25 protein-coding genes are annotated in these 24,390 nt (G+C 57.7%); 18 read left to right on the top strand and 7 right to left on the bottom strand.

From position 1 onward, the window contains the following. Window positions 1-7 precede the first annotated feature (7 nt). From uppS to GOV53_RS01620, 11 genes are all read left to right on the top strand, one after another. On the top strand, window positions 8-733 hold the full coding sequence (uppS, locus tag GOV53_RS01670) for a polyprenyl diphosphate synthase (protein ID WP_170463780.1): 726 nt from the start codon (window positions 8-10) through the stop codon (window positions 731-733). After that, window positions 730-1,512 (top strand): phosphatidate cytidylyltransferase, encoded by a 783-nt coding sequence (locus tag GOV53_RS01665; RefSeq protein WP_170463778.1) that lies wholly within the window; start codon window positions 730-732, stop codon window positions 1,510-1,512. Before uppS ends, GOV53_RS01665 begins: the two co-directional genes overlap by 4 nt. Then, the gene (dxr, locus tag GOV53_RS01660; RefSeq protein ID WP_170463776.1) at window positions 1,512-2,684 is read left to right on the top strand and encodes a 1-deoxy-D-xylulose-5-phosphate reductoisomerase; all 1,173 of its coding nucleotides are present in this window, start codon (window positions 1,512-1,514) and stop codon (window positions 2,682-2,684) included. Before GOV53_RS01665 ends, dxr begins: the two co-directional genes overlap by 1 nt. A 4-nt stretch (window positions 2,685-2,688) precedes the next feature. Continuing rightward, window positions 2,689-4,041, top strand: coding sequence for an RIP metalloprotease RseP (gene rseP, locus GOV53_RS01655; protein WP_170463774.1), 1,353 nt, complete (start codon window positions 2,689-2,691; stop codon window positions 4,039-4,041). A 346-nt stretch (window positions 4,042-4,387) separates the two neighbouring features. Then, complete coding sequence (bamA, locus tag GOV53_RS01650; protein WP_170425016.1) at window positions 4,388-6,748, top strand: outer membrane protein assembly factor BamA; 2,361 nt, start codon at window positions 4,388-4,390, stop codon at window positions 6,746-6,748. A gap of 7 nt (window positions 6,749-6,755) precedes the next feature. Continuing rightward, entirely contained in the window at window positions 6,756-7,340 is a 585-nt protein-coding gene (locus GOV53_RS01645; RefSeq protein WP_170463772.1) for an OmpH family outer membrane protein, read from the top strand. Between the two features lie 72 nt (window positions 7,341-7,412). After that, window positions 7,413-7,886, top strand: a complete 474-nt coding sequence (gene fabZ, locus GOV53_RS01640; protein ID WP_170425011.1) for a 3-hydroxyacyl-ACP dehydratase FabZ — start codon at window positions 7,413-7,415, stop codon at window positions 7,884-7,886. Next, window positions 7,883-8,668 (top strand): acyl-ACP--UDP-N-acetylglucosamine O-acyltransferase, encoded by a 786-nt coding sequence (gene lpxA, locus GOV53_RS01635; RefSeq protein ID WP_170425008.1) that lies wholly within the window; start codon window positions 7,883-7,885, stop codon window positions 8,666-8,668. The genes fabZ and lpxA overlap by 4 nt, the downstream gene beginning before the upstream one ends. Before the next feature lie 3 nt (window positions 8,669-8,671). Further along, the gene (locus GOV53_RS01630) at window positions 8,672-9,466 is read left to right on the top strand and encodes an LpxI family protein (RefSeq protein WP_170463770.1); all 795 of its coding nucleotides are present in this window, start codon (window positions 8,672-8,674) and stop codon (window positions 9,464-9,466) included. After that, window positions 9,466-10,632, top strand: a complete 1,167-nt coding sequence (gene lpxB / locus GOV53_RS01625; RefSeq protein WP_170463768.1) for a lipid-A-disaccharide synthase — start codon at window positions 9,466-9,468, stop codon at window positions 10,630-10,632. The genes GOV53_RS01630 and lpxB overlap by 1 nt, the downstream gene beginning before the upstream one ends. Beyond that, complete coding sequence (locus tag GOV53_RS01620; protein ID WP_170463766.1) at window positions 10,625-11,200, top strand: hypothetical protein; 576 nt, start codon at window positions 10,625-10,627, stop codon at window positions 11,198-11,200. Before lpxB ends, GOV53_RS01620 begins: the two co-directional genes overlap by 8 nt. Window positions 11,201-11,210: 10 nt before the next feature. On the opposite strand, the gene mnmA is transcribed toward GOV53_RS01620, so the two are convergent. Continuing rightward, the gene (mnmA, locus tag GOV53_RS01615; RefSeq protein ID WP_170463764.1) at window positions 11,211-12,356 is read right to left on the bottom strand and encodes a tRNA 2-thiouridine(34) synthase MnmA; all 1,146 of its coding nucleotides are present in this window, start codon (window positions 12,354-12,356) and stop codon (window positions 11,211-11,213) included. A 129-nt stretch (window positions 12,357-12,485) separates the two neighbouring features. Here mnmA and sciP point away from each other — a divergent pair, with 129 nt between their 5' ends. The 5 genes from sciP (at window position 12,486) to GOV53_RS21405 (ending at window position 18,151) form a co-directional block, all read left to right on the top strand. Next, window positions 12,486-12,779 (top strand): CtrA inhibitor SciP, encoded by a 294-nt coding sequence (gene sciP / locus GOV53_RS01610; protein WP_170463762.1) that lies wholly within the window; start codon window positions 12,486-12,488, stop codon window positions 12,777-12,779. A gap of 83 nt (window positions 12,780-12,862) precedes the next feature. Then, entirely contained in the window at window positions 12,863-13,579 is a 717-nt protein-coding gene (gene ctrA, locus GOV53_RS01605) for a response regulator transcription factor CtrA (protein ID WP_170463760.1), read from the top strand. Window positions 13,580-13,703: 124 nt separating this feature from the next. Further along, window positions 13,704-15,830, top strand: a complete 2,127-nt coding sequence (gene ligA, locus GOV53_RS01600; RefSeq protein WP_170463758.1) for an NAD-dependent DNA ligase LigA — start codon at window positions 13,704-13,706, stop codon at window positions 15,828-15,830. Then, window positions 15,827-17,917, top strand: a complete 2,091-nt coding sequence (gene recG, locus GOV53_RS01595; RefSeq protein WP_170464520.1) for an ATP-dependent DNA helicase RecG — start codon at window positions 15,827-15,829, stop codon at window positions 17,915-17,917. The genes ligA and recG overlap by 4 nt, the downstream gene beginning before the upstream one ends. A 111-nt stretch (window positions 17,918-18,028) precedes the next feature. Continuing rightward, entirely contained in the window at window positions 18,029-18,151 is a 123-nt protein-coding gene (locus tag GOV53_RS21405) for a hypothetical protein (protein WP_302477663.1), read from the top strand. Between the two features lie 186 nt (window positions 18,152-18,337). On the opposite strand, the gene GOV53_RS01590 is transcribed toward GOV53_RS21405, so the two are convergent. Together GOV53_RS01590 and GOV53_RS01585 are read right to left on the bottom strand one after the other, a co-directional pair. After that, window positions 18,338-18,976, bottom strand: a complete 639-nt coding sequence (locus tag GOV53_RS01590) for a MarC family protein (protein ID WP_170463755.1) — start codon at window positions 18,974-18,976, stop codon at window positions 18,338-18,340. A 59-nt stretch (window positions 18,977-19,035) separates the two neighbouring features. Continuing rightward, window positions 19,036-19,488, bottom strand: a complete 453-nt coding sequence (locus GOV53_RS01585; protein ID WP_170463753.1) for an iron-sulfur cluster assembly scaffold protein — start codon at window positions 19,486-19,488, stop codon at window positions 19,036-19,038. A 48-nt stretch (window positions 19,489-19,536) separates the two neighbouring features. Here GOV53_RS01585 and hisI point away from each other — a divergent pair, with 48 nt between their 5' ends. After that, complete coding sequence (gene hisI, locus GOV53_RS01580; RefSeq protein ID WP_170463751.1) at window positions 19,537-19,926, top strand: phosphoribosyl-AMP cyclohydrolase; 390 nt, start codon at window positions 19,537-19,539, stop codon at window positions 19,924-19,926. A gap of 5 nt (window positions 19,927-19,931) precedes the next feature. Here hisI and gluQRS read toward each other — a convergent pair whose 3' ends face one another. From gluQRS to GOV53_RS01560, 4 genes are all read right to left on the bottom strand, one after another. Beyond that, on the bottom strand, window positions 19,932-20,825 hold the full coding sequence (gene gluQRS / locus GOV53_RS01575; RefSeq protein WP_170463749.1) for a tRNA glutamyl-Q(34) synthetase GluQRS: 894 nt from the start codon (window positions 20,823-20,825) through the stop codon (window positions 19,932-19,934). Then, window positions 20,822-21,436, bottom strand: coding sequence for a class I SAM-dependent DNA methyltransferase (locus GOV53_RS01570; protein WP_170463748.1), 615 nt, complete (start codon window positions 21,434-21,436; stop codon window positions 20,822-20,824). Before GOV53_RS01570 ends, gluQRS begins: the two co-directional genes overlap by 4 nt. 37 nt (window positions 21,437-21,473) lie before the next feature. After that, entirely contained in the window at window positions 21,474-22,814 is a 1,341-nt protein-coding gene (gene trmFO / locus GOV53_RS01565) for a methylenetetrahydrofolate--tRNA-(uracil(54)-C(5))-methyltransferase (FADH(2)-oxidizing) TrmFO (protein WP_170463746.1), read from the bottom strand. Between the two features lie 264 nt (window positions 22,815-23,078). Continuing rightward, window positions 23,079-23,864, bottom strand: coding sequence for an enoyl-CoA hydratase (locus GOV53_RS01560; RefSeq protein ID WP_170463744.1), 786 nt, complete (start codon window positions 23,862-23,864; stop codon window positions 23,079-23,081). A gap of 58 nt (window positions 23,865-23,922) precedes the next feature. On the opposite strand from GOV53_RS01560, the gene GOV53_RS01555 reads away from it, so the two are divergent. After that, window positions 23,923-24,366, top strand: coding sequence for a PaaI family thioesterase (locus GOV53_RS01555; protein WP_170463742.1), 444 nt, complete (start codon window positions 23,923-23,925; stop codon window positions 24,364-24,366). The last annotated feature ends 24 nt before the right edge of the window (window positions 24,367-24,390 follow it).

The following is a 24,390-nucleotide window of genomic DNA, read 5'->3' as shown; positions in this document are numbered from 1 at the left end:
CCCGGATATGCCTGATACCGCTCAAACGCCGACAGGTCCGCGCCACGTTGCCATCATCATGGATGGCAATGGCCGCTGGGCACAGGCACGCAAACGGCCTCGGCTGTTTGGGCATCAGGCAGGTGCAAGGCGCGTGCGCGAAGTCGTCGAGGCTTGCCCCGGTCTGGGCATCAAGTATCTGACGGTTTTCGCGTTCTCGACTGAGAATTGGAAAAGGACACAGGTCGAAGTGGCCGGGCTTATGAGCCTGTTTCGCCGCTATATCGTCAAGGAGACGCGCAACCTGACCCAAGCCGGTGTGTGTGTCCGCTTTATCGGCGACCGCGTGCGACTGGATTCCAAGCTAACCGATCTGATGGACACTTTGGAAGCCGCCACGCAGCACAATGATTTAGTGCACCTGACTATCGCGCTAAATTATGGCGGTCGGGATGAGGTGGCGCGGGCAACCAAACGTCTGGCACGCGATGTGGCCGAAGGGCGATTGCGCCCCGAAGATGTAGATGAAGAAACGCTACCCAAGTATCTGGATACACGTGTTCTTCCTGATCCTGACCTCGTCATTCGCACCAGTGGTGAAGCGAGGATTTCGAACTTTCTTCTGTGGCAATCGGCCTATTCGGAATATGAGTTCATCGACACACTCTGGCCCGACTTCACCTCGGCCGAGTTGGAGCGTCTGTGCCGCAGCTTTGGACGCCGTGACAGACGATTTGGAGCTGTTCCAGCATGAGCGAAGGCCGATGGTCTGACTTGACCGCACGCGTCTTGTCTGCGGTGGTGCTTGTCTGCATCGGCGCGGTCGAGGTCTGGCTGGGCGGCCTGTGGTTCGAATCCTTCATCGCGATCGCCTGCGGACTGATGACGTGGGAACTTGTTCGCATGATCGACCCGAGCCGAAACGGCGTCGCAATCCAGCTTGGGATACTGACGGGTGTGGCCGTTGTCCTGAGTTACCACCTTCCGCCGCTTTACACGTTGCCAATCCTGTTGGCCCCGGCGCTGGTTGGGGCAGGGCAGGTTGGCCGGTCCAAAGGGACCTATGTGCTGTTTGCCATCTGGATCGCAGCGTCCGGTCTGGGTTTCATCTCGATCCGCGAAAACATGGGGTTCGGCTGGATGGTCTGGCTGATTTCGGTGGTCGTGGCGACGGATGTCGCGGGCTATTTTGTGGGAAAAACCTTTGGTGGCCCTAAGTTCTGGCCCAAGGTCAGCCCTAAGAAAACATGGTCTGGCACCGCGGGCGGATGGGCCGCTGCGGCTTTGGTCGGAACGATCTTTGCCATAAACGCGGGATTTGGCGTCATGTTTGTCGTGATCTCGGTGCTTGCATCTATGGCCAGTCAGGCCGGAGACATCGTCGAAAGCGCGACCAAGCGTAAGTTCGGTGTCAAAGACAGCTCGAACCTGATTCCGGGCCACGGCGGATTTCTGGATCGGTTCGACGGCATGATGGGGGCGGCCCTGTTCGTTTTGATCGCGGGAATTCTCTATTCCCCCGGAGCCATGTGATGCGCAAAATCTCAATTCTGGGCGCGACCGGATCCATCGGGCAAAACACGATTGACCTGATTGACCGGGATCCATCAGCTTATGACGTGGTCGCGCTGACGGGCGGGGCCAATATCACCAAACTGGCCGAAGATGCCCGTCGTCTGAATGCAGATGTCGCAGTTACGGCTTATGAAGACCGGTTACCCGACCTCCGCGCTGCCTTGGCAGGGTCCAGCGTGGAAGCGACGGCAGGCCAAAAGGCACTAGTCGAGGCTGCAGCCCGGCCCACCGAATGGGTCATGTCTGCCATCGTAGGCGCAGCGGGGCTGGAACCCGGCCTTGAGGTCCTCAAGCAGGGCGCGACGTTGGCCTTGGCCAACAAGGAAACGCTCGTCTGCGCTGGGGCACTGGTTCTGGAAACAGCCAAGGCAAACAATGCCCGGCTTTTGCCGGTCGACAGCGAACATTCAGCCGTGTTTCAGGCCCTAGTGGGCGAAAACATGGATGCGGTTGAGCGTATCATCATCACAGCAAGCGGCGGCGCTTTTCGAGACTGGCCACTGAGCGATTTGGCCAAGGCAACGGTTGAACAGGCCTCAAGCCATCCCAATTGGAACATGGGGCAACGAATTACGATCGACAGCGCTTCGATGTTCAATAAAGCCCTGGAGCTGATTGAAACGAAAGAGTTCTTTGGCGTTTCCCCCAAGCAGATCGAAGTGCTGGTTCACCCTGAATCCATCGTTCACGCGCTGGTTGGTTTCAATGACGGTGCCGTAATGGCCCATATGGGCGCACCGGATATGCGACATGCTATCGGTTACGCTTTGAATTGGCCGGATCGCCGCGAGTTGCCTGTTGCACGGCTGGATCTGGCGAAACTGGGCCAGTTGCGGTTCAACGAACCGGATGAAGCGCGCTATTCCGCGCTTCGCTTGGCGCGAAATGTTATGGAACGTGGCGGACTGTCTGGTGCGGTGTTCAATGCAGCCAAGGAACGGGCGCTGGATCGGTTCATCGCGCGCGAGATCGGTTTTTTGCAGATGGCCGATATTGTCGAGGCCGTTCTGGACCGGTTTGAGGCATCGAACGGCCTTATTGATGCCCCTTTGACTCTTGATAACGTGGTGCGAACGGACCATTTGGCACGTACGTGGGTTGATGACTTTGTCATCCAACGAGCAGGATAGAATTTTGGACGTACTCTCTCTGATCCCCCAGTTTGGCAATTTGCTGTTTACGATTATTGCCTTCGTCATCGCGCTCTCTGTGATTGTGGCGGTGCATGAATACGGCCATTACATCGTTGGGCGTTGGTCCGGCATCCATGCCGAGGTGTTCTCGATCGGGTTCGGTCCCGTACTTTGGAGCCGCGTTGACAAACGCGGCACTCGCTGGCAGATCGCGGCGTTACCCTTTGGCGGATATGTAAAATTCCTTGGTGATGCCAATGCAGCTTCGGGTAAGGACGAAGCTGCGATGACTGAGATTGTCGAACAAAGCCCCGAGGACTTGCGTCGCACTATGCATGGCGCACCGCTTTGGGCCCGCTCAGCTACTGTCGCAGCCGGCCCGGTCTTCAACTTTGTGATGTCGATCCTTGTGTTCGGGATGATTTTCCTGACGCAGGGCGAAATCAAAGAACCTTTGACTGTTGGCACGTTGCATCCTTTGCCCGGAACTGTTCAGGAATTGCAGGATGGGGATGAGATCATCGCCATTGCAGGCTTCCCAACGCCTGAGTCCGAGGTAGATGGGGCGTGGGACGACTTTATTGAAGCGCTACCGGTTGAACCGGTTCTGGACTATACGGTTATCCGCGATGGACAGACGCTGGACGTCTCCGCTCCTTGGTTGTTTCCGCCGTTAATCCAGAGCGTCGCGCCGCGTAGCGCGGCTATGGATATCGATCTGAAAAAGGGCGATGTCATCACCTCAGTCAACGGCGACCCGATATTTGCCTTCGATCAATTGAAAGAGCACGTCGAAGGATCCGACGGTAAGGTGTTGTTGCTAAACGTCTGGCGGGACGGGGCGGATCTGGAGTTCGCGCTTGCCCCAAGACGCACGGATGAACCGCAGCCCGAGGGAGGGTTTGTCACACATTGGCGCATCGGCATCGTCGGCGGCATGATGATTGAGCCTGCAAAGGAAGCCGCCGGTGTGTGGGATTCGCTGGCTGGTGGTGCGCGCCAGACCGTGCGGATCGCCGAAGGGTCGTTGTCCGGTATTTGGCACATGATCACCGGTGCAATCAGCACTTGCAATATGTCCGGCCCGATTGGAATCGCAGAAACCTCGGGCGCTATGGCCAGCCAGGGCGCGCAGAGCTTCATTTTCTTTATCGCGGTCTTGTCGACGGCTGTTGGTTTGCTGAACCTGTTCCCAATTCCTGCGTTGGATGGGGGGCACCTTGTTTTCTACGCCTACGAAGCGGTCACCGGAAAACCACCCAGCGATGGTGCCTTGAAAGTGCTGATGGGGGTCGGCATTTCACTGATCCTCGGTCTGATGATTTTTTCGGTGTCAAACGATCTGCTTTGCTGATTGTGGCTGACACCCCATACAAAAGCCGCATTTTCGCCCTAATCCGCACCTATGTTCTGACACGGAAACTTTCTGTGTCAGAGGCTCACAATGGCGAATGCACTGCGGAAATCGTACAAAAGCATTAGCGTCCTGTTCATGTTGAACTGGGACAACTTTCTGTTTTTCGGCGCCACCGCATTGGCGATGGCTGGATGCGCCTACGTGATCAGTTTGTGATTCTCACTTTGATCTGAACTCAGACAAACAGCGGCCCACCGGGCCGCTTTGTTTTTTCGTCTTTTGACAAGGAAACTTAATCTCGCTACTCAACAATAAAGTCCTAAAATTCTGGGTAGAGAAAAAAATGACTAATAGGCGAGGCGCAGGCACATCCTGCGGGGGGCAGAAGCCAACAAACAAGATTTTGTGGCAGACGCTACTAGTTTTTTCCTTTGTTTTTATAGCAGGCTTTACCTTCCGACCCGAGGTCGCACAGGCGCAAAGCTACACCATCAATTCGTTCGATGTTGAGGGTAACAGACGGATCGAAACGTCCACGATTATCGCCCGAACAGGTATCCAACCGGGGCAGACCGTCACTGCCGGACAATTGAATGACGCCTTTCAGCGTTTGCTTGACAGTGGTGTTTTTGAAACAGTCGAACTGACGCCACGCGGGAATACTCTGGTGATCGAAGTAGCCGAGTACCCGACGATCAATGCGATCAGCATCGAGGGGAACCGCCGGGTTAAGGACGACGTTCTGCTTGAAGCTATCAACTCGCAGCCCCGCCGGGTCTTTACGCCCCAGTCCGCCGAGGCAGATGCCGATCAGATCGCCGCAATCTATTCCGCGCAGGGCCGCGTCTCGGCCACGGTAATTCCCCGTATCATCCGCCGCAGCGACAACCGGGTCGATCTTGTCTTTGAGATTTCCGAGGGCACAACGATCGAGGTTGAGCGCGTCAGCTTTGTTGGCAACCGAGCGTTCTCGGATCGCCGTCTGCGTCGGGTTCTGGAAACCAAGCAAGCGAACTTCCTGCGTACGTTCCTGCGGGGCGATACGTTCATCGCCGACCGGATCGAGTTCGACAAACAGGTGATCCGCGACTTCTATCTGTCGCGTGGTTACGTGGACTTTCGGGTCAACAGCGCAAACGTTGAGTTCACGCGCGAGCGTGACGCGTTCTTCCTTGTGATGAACATCACCGAAGGTCAGAAATTCTCGTTCGGCCAAATCAGCACCGTCAGCGAAATCCCGGGCGTGGATCCGGCGGCTTACCAAGCGGCGTTGAAAATCAGACCGGGCGTCACCTATTCGCCGTCGCTAATCGAAAACTCGATTGCGCGCCAAGAACGGTTGGGTCTGAAGCAGGGTGTGGACTTCCTGCGGGTCGAGCCGCGTGTGACGCGAAACCCGCGTGATCTGACGCTGGATGTTCAGTTTGTTCTGACCCGTGGCCCGCGCATCTTTGTTGAGCGTATCGATATCGAGGGCAACACGACAACGCTGGACCGTGTGATCCGCCGTCAGTTCGACACAGTCGAAGGGGACCCGTTCAACCCGCGTGAAATTCGCCAAAGCGCCGAACGTATCCGCGCGCTGGGGTTCTTTGCGGTGGCAGATGTCGAACCGCGTGAGGGCTCTTCGCCGAGCCAGGTGATCGTGGATGTGGATGTCGAGGAACAACCCACCGGTTCGTTGAGCCTTGGCGGTAGCTACTCGGTCTCAGACGGCTTCGGTATCGCAATTGGCCTGAACGAGTCGAACTTCCTGGGTCGCGGCCAGAACCTTGGCGTGACCCTGTCGACCGCGCAGGATTCCGAACAATACATCCTGAACTTCACCGAACCATATCTGTTGGGTCGCAGGTTGCAGTTTGACTTGGGTCTGGGTTTGGCATCGACCAACTCGAGCTTTGCCAGCTACGATACAAAGCGGGTCTTCTTTAATCCGCAACTGAGTTATGCGATTGGCGAACTTTCGTCGTTGCGTCTGCGATATGGCTGGGACCGCAGCGAGATGACGCAGCAGGACAACGAAACAAACGGTGCTGTCATCTCGTCGGAAATCGACCAGGGCAAGCGCACGTCCAGCACTTTGGGTGTCTCTTACGTCTATGACAGCCGTCTCGGCGGTCTGAACCCAAATGCGGGTGTCCTGTTCGAGGTCGGCGTTGATGCAGCCGGTCTTGGTGGCGACAACGAGTTCTACAAGTCGACCGCCCGCGGTATCGCCCAGACACGCGTTTTGAGCGAAGAGGTCGTGTTGCGTGCCACTCTGGAACTGGGTGCACTGCATTGGCGCGGCGATGACTTCAGCCGGACGATCGACCGCTTCTTGCTTGGCCCGCAGACGTTCCGTGGCTTTGAACCTGCCGGTCTGGGTCCGCGCGACTTGTCCAACGGCCAGGATGACGCGATCGGCGGCAACTACTACTGGGTTGCGCGTTTCGAATCCGACTTCCCGCTGGGTCTGCCCGAGGAACTGGGTCTGCGCGGCGGCGTGTTCTACGATGTTGGTAACCTTTACAACATCGATAACGTGAATACCGCTGGTGCCAACATCGTTGGGGCAGGGGGATCAATTCGCCACGTCATCGGATTGTCGGTTCTGTGGGAAACACCCTTCGGTCCGCTGCGCTTCAACTTCTCGAAAGCTTTGAAGAAAGAGGACTTCGACAAGGAACAAAGCTTTGACCTGACTGTTCAGGCAAGGTTCTGATCCCCGGATGTCAAATTCAATCTACTCGATCGTGCAGGGCCCTTTGCGGGCCCTGTGCATTTTGTTGGCTTTGATCGGCGCATCGGTTGCGCATGCCCAGCAATTGGGCGTACCGCAGGCCGAAGTTCTGACCTTATCCAGCGACCGCCTGTTCACCGAGTCGCAATTTGGCCAACGCGTTTTGCGTCAGGTCGAATCCGAAGGTGCCCTGCTGGCCGAAGAAAACGAACGCATCGTTGCCGAACTCAGCAGGGAAGAAAAAGACCTGACCGAAAAACGTGCCGAACTGGAGCCGGAAGAGTTCCGCCCGTTGGCCGAGGCGTTTGACAATAAGGTACAGTCTCATCGCGAGGGCCAGCGCGCCAAACTGGATGCCCTGGCGCGCCAGAGCGAAGAGGCCCGACAGACCTTTTTCGAACTCGCACAACCTATTCTGATTGAGCTTTTGCGCGAGTCCGGGGCGTCGATCGTGATCGAACGATCCAACGTGTTCCTCAGCTCGGATCGAACCGACGTGACCGATGCAGCGATTGCGCGGATCAATGAACGGATTGGCGACGGTAGCCAACTTGAGAACCAGGACCGCGAATAGGTTCGCTTGCCCTTGGGGCGCTGTGTTGCTAACCACGCGACAAAGAGAAATCCATAACGGGACGACTGCACAATGACCACGGAAACCAAAAGCGCAGACATTCAGCTGATCCAGCGGATCTTGCCGCACCGCTATCCGTTTCTTTTGGTGGACAAGGTGGTCGACATCTCGGGCTACCAGTCGGCGGTTGGTATCAAGAACGTCACCATGAACGAACCGCATTTTCAGGGCCACTTCCCGGGCACGCCGATCATGCCCGGTGTCACCATTGTCGAGGCGATGGCACAGACCGCGGGCGTGATGCTGGGTGTCGGGATGGATGTGATCGACAGCGAGTTGCTGATCTATTTCATGAACATCGACAAATGCAAATTCCGCCGCAAAGTGATCCCCGGTGACGTGCTTGAAATGCATGTTGAAACCGTGCGCGGTAAGAAGGGCGGAAAAATCTTCAAATTCGCAGGCCGCGCGACGGTCGAGGGAGAAGTCGCAGCCGAAGCCGAATTCTCGGCCTATGTTGATTGGGACATGGAAAAGACGACATGAGCGGCATCCACCCAAGCGCAATCATTGAAGACGGTGCGCAGATCGGCGAGGGCTGTGTGATCGGCCCGTTCTGCTTTGTTGGCAGCCAGGTCAAACTGGGCGACCGGGTCGAGCTGAAATCGCATGTTGTTGTGACTGGCGATACTTCGGTCGGCGAAGACACGGTCATCTTCAACTTCTCGGTCATTGGCGAGATACCGCAGGACTTGAAGTTCGGCGGTGAGAACACGAGCCTTGAGATCGGCAAGCGAAACCGGATCCGTGAACATGTCACGATCAATACCGGAACCGATGGTGGTGGCGGAGTGACTCGGATTGGCGACGATTGCCTGTTCATGGCAGGCGTGCATGTGGCTCATGACGTTCAGATCGGCAATCGTGTTATCATGGTGAACCACGCGGGTGCTGCGGGTCACTGCATTATCGAGGATGATGTGATCGTCGGCGGTATCTCTGGCCTGCACCAATGGGTGCGCGTTGGCCGTGGCGCGATCATCGGCGCGCTTACGATGGTTCCGAATGATGTCATTCCATACGGTCTGGTCCAGGCCCCAAGGGGGGAACTGGACGGCCTGAACCTTGTTGGTCTAAAACGCCGTGGCGTGTCGCGCGAAGACATTGCTGCGTTGCGCGCAGCTTTCCGCGAACTGTCCAAGGGCGACGGGACATTCATGGAACGGGCGCATCGTGTTGGGATCGACAACGAAAGCGAATACGTTCAACGGATCGTTGATTTCGTGACTGGCCACTCGGACCGGTCTTTCCTGACGCCGGGGAAGTAACGCATGCTGGCGCTGATTGCGGGAACGGGCGTTTTGCCGGGCGAGGTCGTCGCACAATTGAGCGAACGCCCGGTCATCTGCGCGATGGAGGGGTTTCGGCCCGATACTCTGACCCCGGACGTCGAGTTTCCTTTGGAACAGGTCGGCAGCTTTATCGCCGAGATCAAAGCGCGCGGCGTGACCCAGATTTGCATGGCCGGTGCCGTCGGACGCCCCCCGATTGACCCGGCGCGGATCGATGCGGCAACGATGCCTCTGGTCCCAATTCTGCAGCAGGCCATCATGTCGGGTGACGACGCTGCACTGCGCGCAGTAATCGGCATTTTTGAAGAGGCCGGGCTTGAGGTGAAGGCCGCGCATGAAATCGCGCCGAACCTGTTGCCTCAACTTGGATGCCTGACACAGGCGCAGCCGTCCGAGGCGGATCTGGCTGACGCCGACCGTGCCTCTGGCATTGTAAGCGCGATGGGTGCGGCAGATCTCGGGCAGGCCTGCGTGGTCCTGAGACGACAGGCGCTGGCCATCGAGAACATTTTTGGCACCGCTTGGATGCTGCAGTCGCTGACGCAACGCCCCGATGCAGGCGGCGGCGTGCTGTTTAAAGCTCCCAAACCGGACCAGGACCGTCGTGCCGATCTGCCAGCCATTGGACCCGATACCGTCTCGGGCGCGGTTGCGGCCGGTCTTTCGGGGATCGTGATCGAAAAGGGCGGTGTTCTCGTTCTTGAGAAAGACCGAGTGATTGCCGAATGCGATCGGCTAGGTTTGTTCCTCTACGTGCGCGAGCGGACGAACTGATGCGGGTTTTCGTCGTTGCCGGTGAACCTTCGGGGGACCGGCTTGGCGGAGCACTGATGGAAGGGTTACGTACGCTGGTTCCCGAGGTGGAATTCCACGGCGTCGGCGGCCCCTTAATGGAAGCACAAGGCTTGGACAGCCTGTTTCCGATGTCCGAGCTTTCGGTGATGGGGCTGGTCGAGGTCCTACCCAAGTTTTTCCACCTCAAACGGCGGATTGCTGAGACCGCACAGGCGGTTCTGGATACCAAGCCGGATGTGCTGATTACCATCGACAGTCCGGATTTCTCGCTGCGCGTTGCAAAGCTGGTCAAAGAACAGAGTAGCACTCGGACCGTGCACTACGTCGCTCCCAGCGTGTGGGCCTGGAGGCCAGGGCGCGCGGACAAAATGGCCAAGGTCATCGACCATGTGCTGGCCCTGCTACCGTTTGAGCCGCCCTATATGGAGCGCGCGGGGATGGAGTGCGACTTTGTCGGCCACCCCGTCGTGGGGGAACCGGTTGCCACCGATCATGACATTCAAGCCTTTCGCGAGGCGCAGGGTTTGGGGCAGGCGCCGCTGGTGCTGGCTCTGCCTGGCTCGCGCCGGGGCGAGGTCGATCGGCTTGCCCCTGTGTTCGGTGAGGCACTACGCTTGTTTCTGGAGAACCGCCCGGGTACACGCGTCGTGGTTCCGGCAGTGGCCCATATGGTCGATGCAGTGACCGTGCATGTCCGCGACTGGCCCGGGTCGCCGGTCGTCGTTGATCCACGCAATTTACCCTCGGATCAGGCACAGGCGCAAAAGCGTGCAGCTTTCGCAGCAGCCGATCTTGCCTTGGCCGCGTCTGGGACAGTCTCGCTGGAGTTGGCGGCGCAGGCGACACCGATGGTGATTGCCTACAACCTAAACTGGCTGACCACGTTGATTGCAAAGCGGATGGTCAACCTGGACACCGTGACACTGGTCAATCTGGTCTCTGATACTCGTGCAGTGCCCGAATGCCTGTTGGATGATTGCGAACCGGCCAAGATCGCCGCGGCATTGTCAGATGTAGCTACAAACCCGGGAGCGCAGCAGAACGCGATGGACCTGACCATGGATCGCTTGGGACGCGGCGGCGAAGCACCGGGGTTGCGCGCAGCGCGTGCGGTATTGAACAGGCTGCCCGACCACCATGCTTGAACATATCCTGTTCGCAATTTCAGCTGCGATTGTTACCGTTTCGACCAATCTGGACAATCTGGTCGTTCTCTTTGGTCTGATAATGGTGATCCAGACACGCCGTGCTGTTGTCGGATTTGCTGTGGCGCAGACTATCATCCTGGCTTTGGCGCTGATCATTGCGACCGGGCTGGATCAGAGCAGATTTCTGGATTGGGTAGGTTATCTTGGTTTCATACCGTTGTCCCTTGGGTTGTACGGTATTTGGCAACAAGCCAAGGGCTCGGATGTGCGTCGACACACCAATTCAGGGGCGACACCTTCAGTCATTGCCCTGTTTCTTAGTCTTTCGATGGATACGCTGGCGGCAATGACACCGCTTTTTGCGGATTCGGCGCCTGCGTTTCGCGTGACGGCGCTCATTGGGGCGGGGTGCGCCCTGACAGCGTTAATCCTAATCGCCAGCTGGGGCGCGCCGCGAGCGCAGGTGCTTGGTCCGAGGTTCGCAAGATTGGACCGGATCGCGCCTTACATCATGGTTGCCGTCGGGCTGTATATCCTAGTGAACAGCCCGACAGACGTATTGTGATCCCCGAGGTTTAATACCCGCGCCAGATCCAGCCGCCGCCAAAGATGCGGCTACCTTCATTGGCGTAGAACACGCAAGCCTGACCGGGTGAGATGCCTTCTTCCGGTGTCAGCAGCTCGACCTCAGCGGTGGTGTCCGACAGGGGCCGGACGATCGCTTCACGCGGCGGACGCGTGGACCGTACTTTTACTGATAAGTGCCATTCATCACGCGATGTAAAGGGTTCGTCTCCCAACCAGTTGATCTCACGCACGGGAACAGTGCGTGTGGCCAGCATCTCTTTCGGGCCGACGACAACCTGTTTTTTGTCCACGTCCAGTTTCACAACGTATAGCGGCTCGGTCAGTCCGCCGATCCCCAAACCGCGGCGTTGACCGATTGTGTAATGGATCACGCCGTTGTGCTGGGCCAGTACGCGACCGTCGGCATGAACGATCTCGCCCGGCTCGGCAGCGCCAGGGCGCAGTTTCTCGATCACGCTGGCATAGTTGCCATTGGGCACGAAACAGATGTCCTGGCTGTCGGGCTTATCAGCCACCGACAGGCCATACTGCGCGGCCATCTCGCGGGTCGCGTCTTTGGAGGGCAGGTGGCCCAGCGGAAAGCGCAGAAAGTCCAGCTGCTCGGGCGTGGTCGAGAACAGGAAGTAGGATTGATCCCGGTTCGCATCCTCAGCGCTGTGCAGCTCGGGGCCGTTAGCACCCATCTTGCGCTGGATATAGTGCCCGGTGGCCATGCAATCGGCCTCAAGATCTTTGGCGGTTTCCAGCAGGTCCTTGAACTTCACCCGCTCATTGCAGCGGATGCACGGCACGGGAGTCGCGCCGGCCAGATAGCTGTCGGCGAACTCATCGATCACGGCGTCCTTGAAAATGTTCTCGTAATCCAGAACGTAGTGCGGAAAGCCGCGCTCTTCGGCGACGCGGCGGGCATCATGGATATCGATACCAGCACAACACGCGCCTTTTTTAGCCAGCGCCGCGCCGTGATCATACAACTGCAGTGTCACGCCAACCACGTCATAGCCCTGATCAGCGAGGTATGCGGCGACAACGGAGCTGTCTACGCCGCCGGACATGGCCACAACCACCCGTGTTTCCGACGGGGGTTTGGCAAAGCCAAGCGAGTTCAGCGGTGTCTCGGTATCGAGGGCCATGACGATTCCAGTGCGCGTTAAGAAAGACCGGCAGAATATAGGAAAATTCTACACACTCTCAAGGGGCGGTTTCACGCGGCATTAAGTAGGCTGTTGGCAGCTTTGTCGCAGTTGAAAAAGGGGCGAGAGATGTTTTTGCACAAAGTCGAAGGGCCAAGGTCTGTAACCCTGCCTGATGGAACGGTTCTATCGCGTGCTGATCTGCCACCAGCCGAGACGACCAGATGGGTCGCCTCTCGTAAGATCATCGTGGTGCGCGGCGTTCTATATGGGCTGATTTCGCTATCAGATGCCAAGAAGAGGTACGGTCTCAGCGATGAAGAGTTCAATTCGTGGGTATCCGCGGTGGCTGACCACGGGACGGACGCTTTCAAGGTCACTGCTTTAAGAAAACATCGACAACCTAAAGATGAGCGTGAATAAATGATTCAACGATAACGTCAAATTAACCATTTTTTGTACAGGCTGAATTGAAAATGGTTAATTGACCCGAATTGGAGCAGTAAATGCGTATTCTTCTTGTCGAGGATGATCCCACCACGTCCAAAAGCATCGAATTGATGCTGACGCACGCCAATCTGAACGCCTACGCGACGGACCTGGGCGAAGAAGGCATCGATCTTGCCAAGCTGTACGATTATGACCTGATCCTTCTGGACCTGAATCTACCGGATATGAATGGGCATGAAGTTCTGCGTCAACTGCGCATTTCTCGCGTCGAAACTCCAATCCTGATCCTGTCAGGTGCGGATGATACTGAAAGCAAGATCAAAGGCTTTGGCTGTGGCGCCGACGATTACTTGACCAAGCCCTTCCACCGCGAAGAACTCGTGGCGCGTATTCACGCGATCATCAGGCGGTCCAAGGGGCATTCGCAGTCCGTCATCCATACCGGACGTGTGGCTGTTAATCTGGACGCGAAAACCGTCGAGGTTGAAGGCAAAGCCGTGCATTTGACCGGCAAGGAATACCAGATGCTGGAACTGCTCAGCCTGCGCAAAGGAACCACGTTAACGAAAGAGATGTTCCTGAACCATCTCTACGGCGGCATGGATGAACCTGAGCTTAAGATCATCGATGTGTTCATCTGTAAGCTGCGAAAGAAACTCAGCAACGCAACGGGCGGCGAAAACTATATCGAAACGGTCTGGGGCAGGGGATATGTCCTTCGAGACCCCCAAAGCAACAGCGTGGATGACCGCCGGATCGCGGTTGGAGCCTGACCTTTCGTGAAATTCAGCCGCCGCTGGTCCAGGGCGGCCCGCTCACTCACTGAACAGCACGGCTGGACCTAGCCATGCCCTCGCCCTATCACTGGGATCAAAGACGACGTGACAGGGCGAGGGCATGAGCGATTCACTTTCAATAACCGAGCTGACAGAAGACCAGGCACGCGCAGAGCTTAAGAGGCTGGCCGGTCTGATCGCTCGGGCAAACACGCTGTATCACGCACAAGATGCCCCTGACATCTCTGATGCAGAGTATGACGCGCTAAAGCGGCGCAATGCGGAAATCGAGGCACGGTTCCCGCAGTTGAAGCGTTCCGATAGCCCCTCGGATCAGGTGGGTGCCCGTCCGGCGGAAGGCTTTTCCAAGGTCGAGCATGCTGTGCGCATGATGTCACTGGGCAATGCGTTCGATGACGAGGACGTGGCGGATTTCGACCGCTCGATCCGAAAGTATCTGGGACTTGATGACAAGGCCGCTCTGGCCTTCACGGCCGAACCGAAAATCGATGGGTTGTCCTTGTCATTGCGCTACGAACAGGGAAAGCTTGTCCAGGCTGCAACGCGCGGTGACGGAGAAGTCGGGGAAAACGTGACCGCAAACGCCCGCACCATTGCCGACATACCGCACAGCATCGACGGCGCGCCAGATGTTCTGGAGGTGCGCGGCGAAGTCTATATGTCCCACGATGATTTCGAGAAGCTCAACGCCCGACAGGCCGAGCTTGGCGAAAAGCCTTTCGCCAACCCGCGCAATGCGGCTGCGGGATCGTTGCGTCAGCTTGATGCGAAAATCACGCGATCCCGACCCTTGCGCTTTTTTGCCTATGCTTGGGGCGAGCTATCAGAGCCTTTGTCCGGAACACAGATGGGCGCCATCGAACGGCTGGAAGCTTTAGGTTTCTCGACCAACTCTTTGACCGCATTGTGTGAAACGACAAAGCAAATGCTCGATCACTACGCTGGTATCGAAGCGCAACGCGCTACGTTGGGCTATGATATCGATGGCGTGGTCTACAAAGTGAACGATCTGGCGCTTCAGGCTCGGTTGGGGTTTCGCTCCACAACGCCTCGCTGGGCGATTGCTCATAAGTTCCCGGCCGAACTGGCCTGGACGCGATTAGAGGCGATCGACATTCAGGTCGGTCGAACTGGCGCGCTTAGCCCTGTTGCACGGTTGCACCCGGTCACCGTCGGTGGCGTCGTGGTGTCGAACGCCACGCTGCATAACGAGGATTATATTGCCGGTCGCGACGCGAAGGGGGGTACCATCCGCGATGGCAAGGACATCCGGGTCGGCGACTGGGTGCAGGTCTATCGCGCGGGCGACGTGATCCCCAAAGTGGCGGATGTGGACATTTCAAAGCGGCCGGAAGGGGCCGCACCTTACGTCTTTCCCACCTCTTGCCCGGAATGCCACAGCGATGCTGTCCGTGAAGAGGGCGATGCAGTTCGCCGTTGCACCGGCGGCATAATTTGCCCCGCGCAGGCTGTTGAAAAGATGAAGCATTTCGTATCCCGCAAAGCCTTCGACATCGAAGGTTTGGGCGCGAAGCAGATCGAGATGTTCTATGATGATCCCGATCTGCCGATCCGAACGCCCGTCGACATATTCACGCTGCAGAAAAGGGATGCGGCCAATCTGAACAAGCTGGCAAACCGTAAGGGCTGGGGCGCGCAAAGCGCCGGAAACCTCTGGGCTGCAATCGATGAAAAGCGCCATATACCCTTTGGACGACTGCTGTTTGCCCTCGGCATCCGCCATGTGGGTGAAGCCGCGTCCAATCTGATCGCGAACCATTATGGCGCCTGGGCGGATTTCGAACGTGCGGTGACTGCCGCCGCTGAATTCCAAGGCCCCGAATGGGACGAACTGCTTGCGATTGACGGAGTGGGCGAAGTGATGGCCCGCGCGCTGGTGTCCGCCTTTGCGCAGGAAGCCGAACGCACCAGCATTGACGATCTGGTCAACGAACTCACGGTTCAGGACGCCAAACGCCCTGATACTTCGGGCAGCCCCGTGGCGGGCAAGACGGTTGTATTCACCGGAACGCTGGAAAAAATGACCCGCGCAGAGGCCAAGGCCCGCGCCGAAGCGCTTGGGGCCAAGGTCTCGGGCTCGGTCAGCAAAAAGACCGATCTGCTGGTCGCGGGTCCGGGCGCAGGATCGAAAGCCAAGAAAGCAGCCGAGCTTGGCATCGAAACTCTGGATGAAGACGAATGGCTGAGCCTGATCGGCAGCGCATGAGCGGCCGTCCCGAAACGCTGTTTCCGCTATTCGCTGGGTTGGAAACGCTTGAGGGCGTGGGCCCCAAGACCGCGCAAACCATGGTGCAGGCGGGGATCGAGTCGCCGCGCGATGTGCTGTTTGGCTTGCCTTACGCGGTCATCGACCGCCGACGGCGGGATACGATCAAAGGGGCCGATCTGCCCACGACTTTGACGGTTGAGGTCACGGTCGGCAGTCATCGACCCTCGCGAAATCGGGGCGGAGCCTACCGCGTTCACGTCGAGGACGCGCAGACAGATTTCCAGTTGGTCTTCTTTCACGCGCGGGGTGATTACCTCAAAAAGGTTCTTCCACAGGGCAGCCGCCGGGTGATCTCGGGCAAGCTGGAGCTTTTTGACGGCATGGCGCAGATGGTTCATCCCGATCATATGCTGCCGGTGGAAAATGCACGCGACATACCCGAATTCGAGCCGGTATATCACCTGACGCAAGGGATTACGCAAAAGACAGCGTACAAAGCGGCTCGCAGTGCGCTGGCTCGGGCACCCAAGTTAGCGGAATGGATTGATCCGGCACAGGTCGCACAGCAGGGTTGGTCGGATTGGGCAACGGCCATAACCTCGGCACATAATCCGCAAGGCGCAGATGATGTGGCGATCCATGCGCCCGCCCGGGAACGTCTGGCTTATGATGAACTGTTTGCCCATCAGGTGACGCTGGCTCTTGCACGTCAACGCGAGCGCAAGGCGCGAGGGATCGTGAGTATCGGGTCCGGCGCGTTGCAGTCCAAAGTCCTGGCCAATCTTCCCTACAAGCCGACCGGCGCTCAGATGCGGGCGATCAAGGAAATAACCGCGGATATGGGGTCGGACGCGCGTATGAACCGACTGCTGCAAGGTGATGTTGGCGCAGGGAAAACTCTGGTGGCCTTCATGGCGCTGCTTGTTGCAGTTGAGGCGGGCGGTCAGGGTGTGATGATGGCTCCGACCGAAATCCTCGCTCGGCAGCACCTCGACGGTCTGCGCCCGCTGGCGGAAGAGGCTGGCGTCGTATTGGAGATCCTGACGGGTCGCGACAAAGGTGCCGAAAGACGCGCCAAACTGGCAGCATTGAAACAGGGCGACATTCAGATTCTTGTCGGTACACACGCGGTGTTCCAAAGCGATGTGGAGTTTCAGGCCCTGCGGCTGGCCATTGTTGACGAACAACACCGCTTCGGTGTGCGACAGCGGATGGAATTGTCGGAAAAAGGGCAGGGTGCGGATGTTCTGGTCATGACGGCAACGCCGATCCCGCGCAGTCTGGCCTTGGCGCAATATGGGGATATGGATGTCTCGGTTCTGGATGAAAAGCCGCCAGGGCGGAAGCCTATCAAGACTGCCATCATCAGCACGGACCGGATGGAGGAAGTCGTCGCGCATCTGCGGAAAGCGATTGATGAAGGCCGACAGTGCTATTGGGTTTGCCCGTTGGTCGACGAATCCGAGGTTTCAGATCTGACAGCTGCCGAAGAACGCTTCAAACGCCTGCGCGCTGTATTGGGCGAAGGTATGGTCGGGCTTGTTCATGGCCAGATGCCCGCCGCTGACAAAGATGCAGCCATGGCCGCGTTTCAGGATGGTCGCACAAAAGTTTTGGTCGCTACGACCGTAATTGAGGTGGGGGTGAACGTACCCAATGCCTCGATCATGGTGATCGAACGGGCTGAGATATTCGGTTTGGCCCAGCTACACCAGTTGCGCGGGCGGGTTGGGCGCGGAGAGGCGGATTCAACTTGCCTGCTGATGTATCAACCACCACTCAGCGAGGGTGGGCGCAAACGTCTTGAGGTTCTGCGCGAGACCGAAGATGGGTTCAGAATTTCCGAGACGGATCTGCAGATGCGCGGTGCGGGCGACCTGATTGGAACCGCCCAGTCCGGATTGCCAAAGTTCCGCATTGCGGATTTGGAGCGTCAGGCCGGATTGATGGCTGTCGCTCAGTCCGACGCGCGCAACCTGTTGAGCAAAGACCCAAAACTGACCTCGGACCGAGGGCAAGCGGTGCGTGTTCTGTTATGGCTGATGAAGCAGGACCAAGCAATCCGTTTGATTTCAGTGGGTTAGCGAAAGCGTTCCCATAAGTTCACAAATGTTCGCAAAAAGTTCTTTACCGACTCGGCAAAATATGAGAACAAAAGGTCAACAAAGGATTAAAACCCGACCGGAGGTGAGACCATGCTAACCCAGATCAGAACCGCCATTAGCCGCTCGCAGTCCACGCTTTTGCAGGATGCGGCGGGCGCGGTGTCCCTGGTGGTTATTTTGGTCGTTGCCCTTCACCTACCCGGAACGTTCTGACCCTTTCTGCCTGCGATCTCGTGCCGAAAATACCGTGCTGTCGTCCCCATTTCAGTCAAGGGTGACCTGCCTGTCCCAATTCCCTTGAAAGGGCCATGCCTCGGCCCTGCGCGGAAAACCGGATCCCACACGAGACACGCATTGCCTGCCGCCGCCCTTTCCGCCCGGAAGGTGCGGCGGTTTTTTTTATAGCTGCCCGGTTCTAAAGATTTCCAACATCGCCGACAGAACCGAATTTACCGCGACCGAAGCAAGGATCATGCCCATGATCCGGCTGATAATGGCAGCGCCCGAGTGGCCGATCAGACGAATGATAGGCTCGGCAAGCAACATCAAAACAAAGGCGATCGCGACGACCGACAGCATGACCAATGCGGTAATGCTCTGATCTGTCGCGCTGTAACGGCTGTTGTCGGTCAGGATCACCACCGCCAGCATCGCGCCCGGTGATGCAAGAGACGGCACCGCCAGCGGGAAAATAGCAGGGTTGTGCTGGTGAAACTTGTCTTCTTGATCGTCCTCGGCGGCGCGCTGTTCGATGTCCTGCTTGCTTTCGCCAAAAATCATGGTCAGCGCGAACAGGAACAGAATGATCCCGCCTGCCACCTGGAATGAGTTCAAGCCAATATCCAGAGCCTCGATCAACAACTGCCCGAAGACAAGGAAGAACAACAGAACGCCGGCACTAATGATCGCGGCCAACAGGGCCGTTTTACGCCGCGCAGCGGCGCTTAGGCCCGCTGTAACCGCGATAAAAACAGGTATGGTGCCGATCGGGTCAATAACCACCCAAAGGGTGACGAAATGTTCCAGCAAATTATTCAAACCAAAAACTCCCCCAACTTTGCGCGGAGGTTAGATTGGTTTGTAGCGAATTACCATGCTCAGGCGCAATTGGCCTGCTCGGCCTGCGCAACTGCCTCAGCAGTTGCATCCAGCGCCAGCAGGATCGAGGCGTGGCGGTTCTTGTATTCACGCGCGGGCATGAGTACTTCCAGCCCGTCAAACGGCGCATCCGGGGCGGGGCCGTCTTTTTTCAGCATATCCGATAGCTGATCCCGCGCAGTTTCGATCTGCGCCCGTGTCGCGCCGATCACAGCCGATCCGACAACCGAAGCCGAGGCCTGACCCAGCGCACAGGCTTTAACGTCCTGACCGAATCCCGACACCCGACCATCCTGAACCTTGACGTCCACGGTGACGGTTGACCCACACAGGGGCGAGCGCTTTTTGACGGTCGCATCAGGGTTCTCAAGCCGCTCCAGATGCGGAATATCTGCGGCAAGGGCCAAAATGCGCCCGGAATACAGCTTGATCAGGTCGTTCTCGCCGGACATGGCTTTCCCTCGTTGCGTGTTCCCCATACATAGTGGCCATGCACCGGGATGCAAAAGGTTTTTATAATGTCCGAGACCATCACATTCGATCCATCGAGCCTGAAATACAATGAGGCCGGTCTGATCCCCGCCATTGCGCAGGATGAAGCCTCTGGCGAAGTTCTGATGATGGCCTGGATGAACGCCGAAGCGGTTGAAAAAACGCTGAAAACACGCCGGGTAACTTATTGGTCGCGTTCGCGCCAATCGTTCTGGATCAAAGGTGAGACCTCGGGCCATGTCCAGGAGTTGGTTGATTTCCGGGTGGATTGCGACCGTGATTGCCTGTTGGTTCTGGTGCGGCAGACCGGGGCGGCCTGTCACACGAACCGGCGCACCTGTTTCTACACCGCTGTGCGGGACGGTAGCGAAGTTGAGCTGATGAAGCCCATGGAATAGGTCGATTACAGCCCGACCATGGCCCTGATTTGATCGACCGTTGCGCCTTCGGCGCGGTATTTGGCGATGGCTCGGGCATCGTCCCGTTTGGCGAGGCGTTTTCCCGAGTCATCGCGTATCAGCTTGTGGTGGTGATATACGGGTGTCGGCAGGCCGAGCAGTGCTTGCAACAACACGTGTATACGTGTGGCCTCGAACAAATCCTGCCCACGCACCACTTGCGTAACGCCCTGAGCCGCGTCATCCAGCACTACGGACAGATGATAGGACGTGCCCATGTCGCGGCGTGACAGGACTACGTCCCCGATGCTGTCCGTTAGCTCTTGCGCAGTGAACGCGATTTGCCCGGTTTCGCCGTTTGGGCCCACACCGGATTCCATAAAAAAGTTCGATTTGTGAATAACTTCTGAGGCAGTTCTAAACAAGCCCGAAGCAGCGGCTGCCTCTGCAATGTCCAGACGCAGGGGCGTTTCGGTCGGCATGGGACCGGACCTCTCGGATACATGCCGGCAGGTGCCGGGATAAATGATCCCGTCGGGGCCGTGCAGGGGTACGCCTTCCTGCGGTGCTCCGGCTGCGGCGGCAATGTCCCGACGGTTGCAGGTGCAGGCGTATAGCAGACCGCGCGACCAGAGTTCTCTCAGCGCGTCTTCGTAAGCTGGCAGACGTTCGGACTGACGCATCACTGAATCTGGCCAGGTCAATCCAAGCCAGCTCAGATCGTCATAGATCTGATCTTCCCAATGCGTACGACAGCGCGAGCGATCAATGTCCTCGATCCGCAACAGGAACTTACCAGCGGCGGCGGCCGCCATATCACTGGCGAGTAACGCAGAATAGGCATGACCAAGGTGAAGCGGCCCCGTAGGAGACGGGGCGAACCGAGTAACAAATGTCACGATTTCTCAACAACATATACGTCAGACTTGAGGTCCATTCCCGGCAAATGCGGTCCGTACTCCCGAAACAGTAACCGCGCCGCGCCCATGTCCAGCCAATCGGACAGGCGGCTGGTAAAACTGGGGTCAGCCAGCGTGTGATCATTGAACGAGAATGCCACAAAGCCACCTTTAGGCAGCGCTTTCATCAACAGATCGAACGTCTCGGGCGGCGCCGCACCGGTGCCAATGACGCCGATGGCCGTGATTGCCCGGTACGCGTCTTGCTGCAAGGGATTGGGGTCGGTGATCTCAAATGTGGTCAGGGACCGATAAACGCCCTTGGCCTCGGCCCCTTCAAGCATCTTCGGGGTCGGATCAATGCCGTCGATCACCCGAAACCCTGCATCATGCAGCGCTTTACCGGACAACCCGGTGCCACAGCCATAGTCCAGAACGGGTGTCTGCGGCTCGGGCATCTTTGACCATAGCGCCTCGGCGACCCGGGCGGGGGTCGCGTAGCCCTGCGATCCGACCTCGGCATCGTAGGACGAGGCCCATTTCTGATAGTGCGCGCGGGTGGCTTCGGGCGTTTCCAGCCCGTATGCGTCCTTGAGGTATTTTTCACTCATGCCCGCAGTTTAGGCCGGTAACACGCAACGCGTCCAGTCAGCAATGCGCCAGCCAGTCGGTCCATTCTGCCTTGGCACGATCGGTGTAGGCCTTGTAGCGATCCTTGCGACCCCGCCGACCACATTTTAGGCCATCCACAGGGCGGAACAGGCCAAAGTTCACGTTCATCGGTTGGAACGTCTTGGCCTCGGCCCCTCCGGTGATGTGGTGGATCAACGCGCCCATAGCACTATCCTGAGGGATTTCAGGCAGGGTGCGATCAAGGATTTCCGCAGCGGCGAGGCGACCGGCCAGCAACCCCATGGCAGCGCTTTCGACATAGCCCTCGACACCGGTGATCTGACCGGCAAAGCGGATGTTCGGCTTTGATTTCAAACGCATCTGCGCATCAAGTAATGTTGGCGAGTTGATGAAGGTATTTCGGTGAATCCCGCCCAAACGTGCAAAACTAGCATTTTCCAGACCCGGAATCATCCGAAACACTTCGGTCTGCGCGCCGTACTTCATCTTGGTCTGAAAGCCGACGATATTGAACAATGTGCCCAGGGCATTGTCGCGCCGCAACTGCACCACGGCGTGAGGCTTCACGTCCGGCTGATGCGGATTGGTCAGACCCACCGGTTTCATGGGCCCGTGGCGCAGTGTTTCGCGGCCCCGTTCCGCCATTACCTCAATGGGCAGGCACCCATCAAAATACCCGGCAGTTTCGCCTTCGTGGAACTCGGTTTTATCAGCAGCCAGCAGGGCGTCGATGAACGCCTCGTACTGATCCCGATCCATCGGGCAGTTCAGATAGGCGGTCCGCTCTTCCTCGGTCTCGCCCTTGTCGTAACGCGATTGCATCCACGCTTTGCTCATGTCGATGCTATCGGCATAGACGATGGGGGCGATCGCATCGAAAAAGGCCAGAGCTTCGGCGCCGGTTTCCGCACGGATCGATTCACCCAACGAGGATGAGGTCAGAGGACCGGTCGCGATGATCCAGTGGCCGTCCTCAGGCAGGGCGGTGACCTCTTCGCCTGTGACCTCAACACGAGGATGCGCCAGCAATTTCGCGGTGACCGCCTCGGCAAAAGGATCGCGATCGACAGCCAGCGCGCCACCTGCGGGCAGGCGATGCGCATCAGCGGCGGTCATGATCAGACCATTGGCCGCGCGCATTTCCCAATGCAGCAGACCAACCGCGTTCTGTTCATCATCATCCGAGCGGAACGAATTCGAACACACCATCTCGGCCAGATTTCCGGTTTGGTGCGCAAACGTGCCTACTTTGGGCCGCATTTCGTGGATCACCACATCTACGCCCATTTCCGCCGCCTGCCAGGCCGCTTCGGACCCGGCCATGCCGCCGCCCACGATATGCAATTTCTGTGTCATTAGGTGCCACATAGGGCAGAGCATCGCACAACGCAACATGGCCTGCGTGCAGTCTTTGAAGCCCTATGTTTTATGGGGGTACTTGGGGTCGCCGCAGCGGGAATGTCAACGCCGGTGAGAGAAACCAGCTTGGAGGGACCTTCCGCTTACAGCGACCCAAAAGCGTATCTGAGGCCAAGGCCTTGTCTCAGCATTGCCACAGTGTTGCCCTTTTGAAAAGAATAAAAATGCTAACAGTGGCGAAATTTTCCCCTGACAATCGCGTTATTGGTCCCAATTTGGCGGTCTTTTTTCGATAAATGCGGAAATCCCTTCTTCGGTATCCCGATGCATCATATTCTGTGCCATTACCTCTCCGGTATAGGCATAGGCCTGTTCAATTGGCATTTCGAGCTGCTTGTAGAAGGCCTCTTTTCCGACTTTGACAGCTGACCCAAGCTTGTCCGCAAGTTGCTCAGCCAAAGCATTGGTTTCATGTTCCAACAGCATCTCGGGTACGACGCGATTGACCAGCCCCAGTTCAGCCGCGCGGTCAGCAGTGATAAATTCGCCGGTCGTCAACATCTCGAACGCCTGTTTGCGGGGAATATTGCGGCTAAGGGCCACCATAGGGGTCGAGCAAAACAGCCCGATATTGACGCCATTCACGCCGAACCGCGTCCCCTCGGCCGCGATTGCAAGGTCGCAGGTCGCGACCATTTGGCACCCGGCAGCTGTGGCGATGCCGTGGACCTGCGCAATCACCGGTTGGGGCAGGGACTGGATCGACAACATCATCTTGGCGCATCTGGAAAAGAGATCCTGAAAGTAGGCCTTGCCGCCATCTTCGCTCTGGCGACCGGCAGTCATCTGTTTCAGGTCGTGACCGGCGCAAAATGCCTTGCCTTCGCCGGACAAGATCACCGCGCGGATACTGCTGTCGTCGCTTAAGGCATCGAACTCGGCCTGAAGGGCAGCCAGCATCTCGTCACTCAGGGCGTTCAGACGCTCAGGCGCGTTCATTTTCAGCCGTGTGACGCCGCCTGTGTCGTTACGTTCCAGAATTCCCATCTTGCCCTCCGATCTGATGTGAGGCCAACTCTAGGGCGGCAAGTCGAGGAGGGGAAGTATGTCGTTGGTTTTGAACCGTGAACAGCTGTCAGAGTATTTGGCCCAAGTGTTTCCACAGGTCGAGCGTGACTTTGCCATCGAAAAGGTGGACGAGAATTCGATCACCGTGCGACTTAAAGTCGAAGACAGGCATCTGCGACCGGGGGGTACGGTGTCAGGGCCATCCATGTTCAGCTTGGCCGATGTCAGCGTTTATGCATTGATCCTGGCATTGAAAGGGCGGCAGTCGCTGGCCGTCACCACCGGGTGTTCGATGGACTTTATGCGAAAACCTGATGGCGGGGCGGATATGATCGCGCGGTGCACGTTGCTGAAACTGGGCAAGACACTTGCCGTGGGCGATGTGCTGATGTTCTCGGAGGGCGCCGATAAACCAGTGGCGCGGGCCACAATGACCTATTCCTTGCCGCCTGCAGGGTCTGCCGCAGCGGCGTTCGGATAAAAAAGGGCCGGGAAAACCCGGCCT

Source organism: Ruegeria arenilitoris (assembly GCF_013035315.1).
In the GTDB taxonomy this organism is placed as follows: Bacteria; Pseudomonadota; Alphaproteobacteria; order Rhodobacterales; family Rhodobacteraceae; genus Ruegeria; species Ruegeria arenilitoris_D.
The sequence above is the reverse complement of the archived record's forward strand: the minus strand, read 5'-3'. Positions and strand labels throughout refer to the sequence as shown.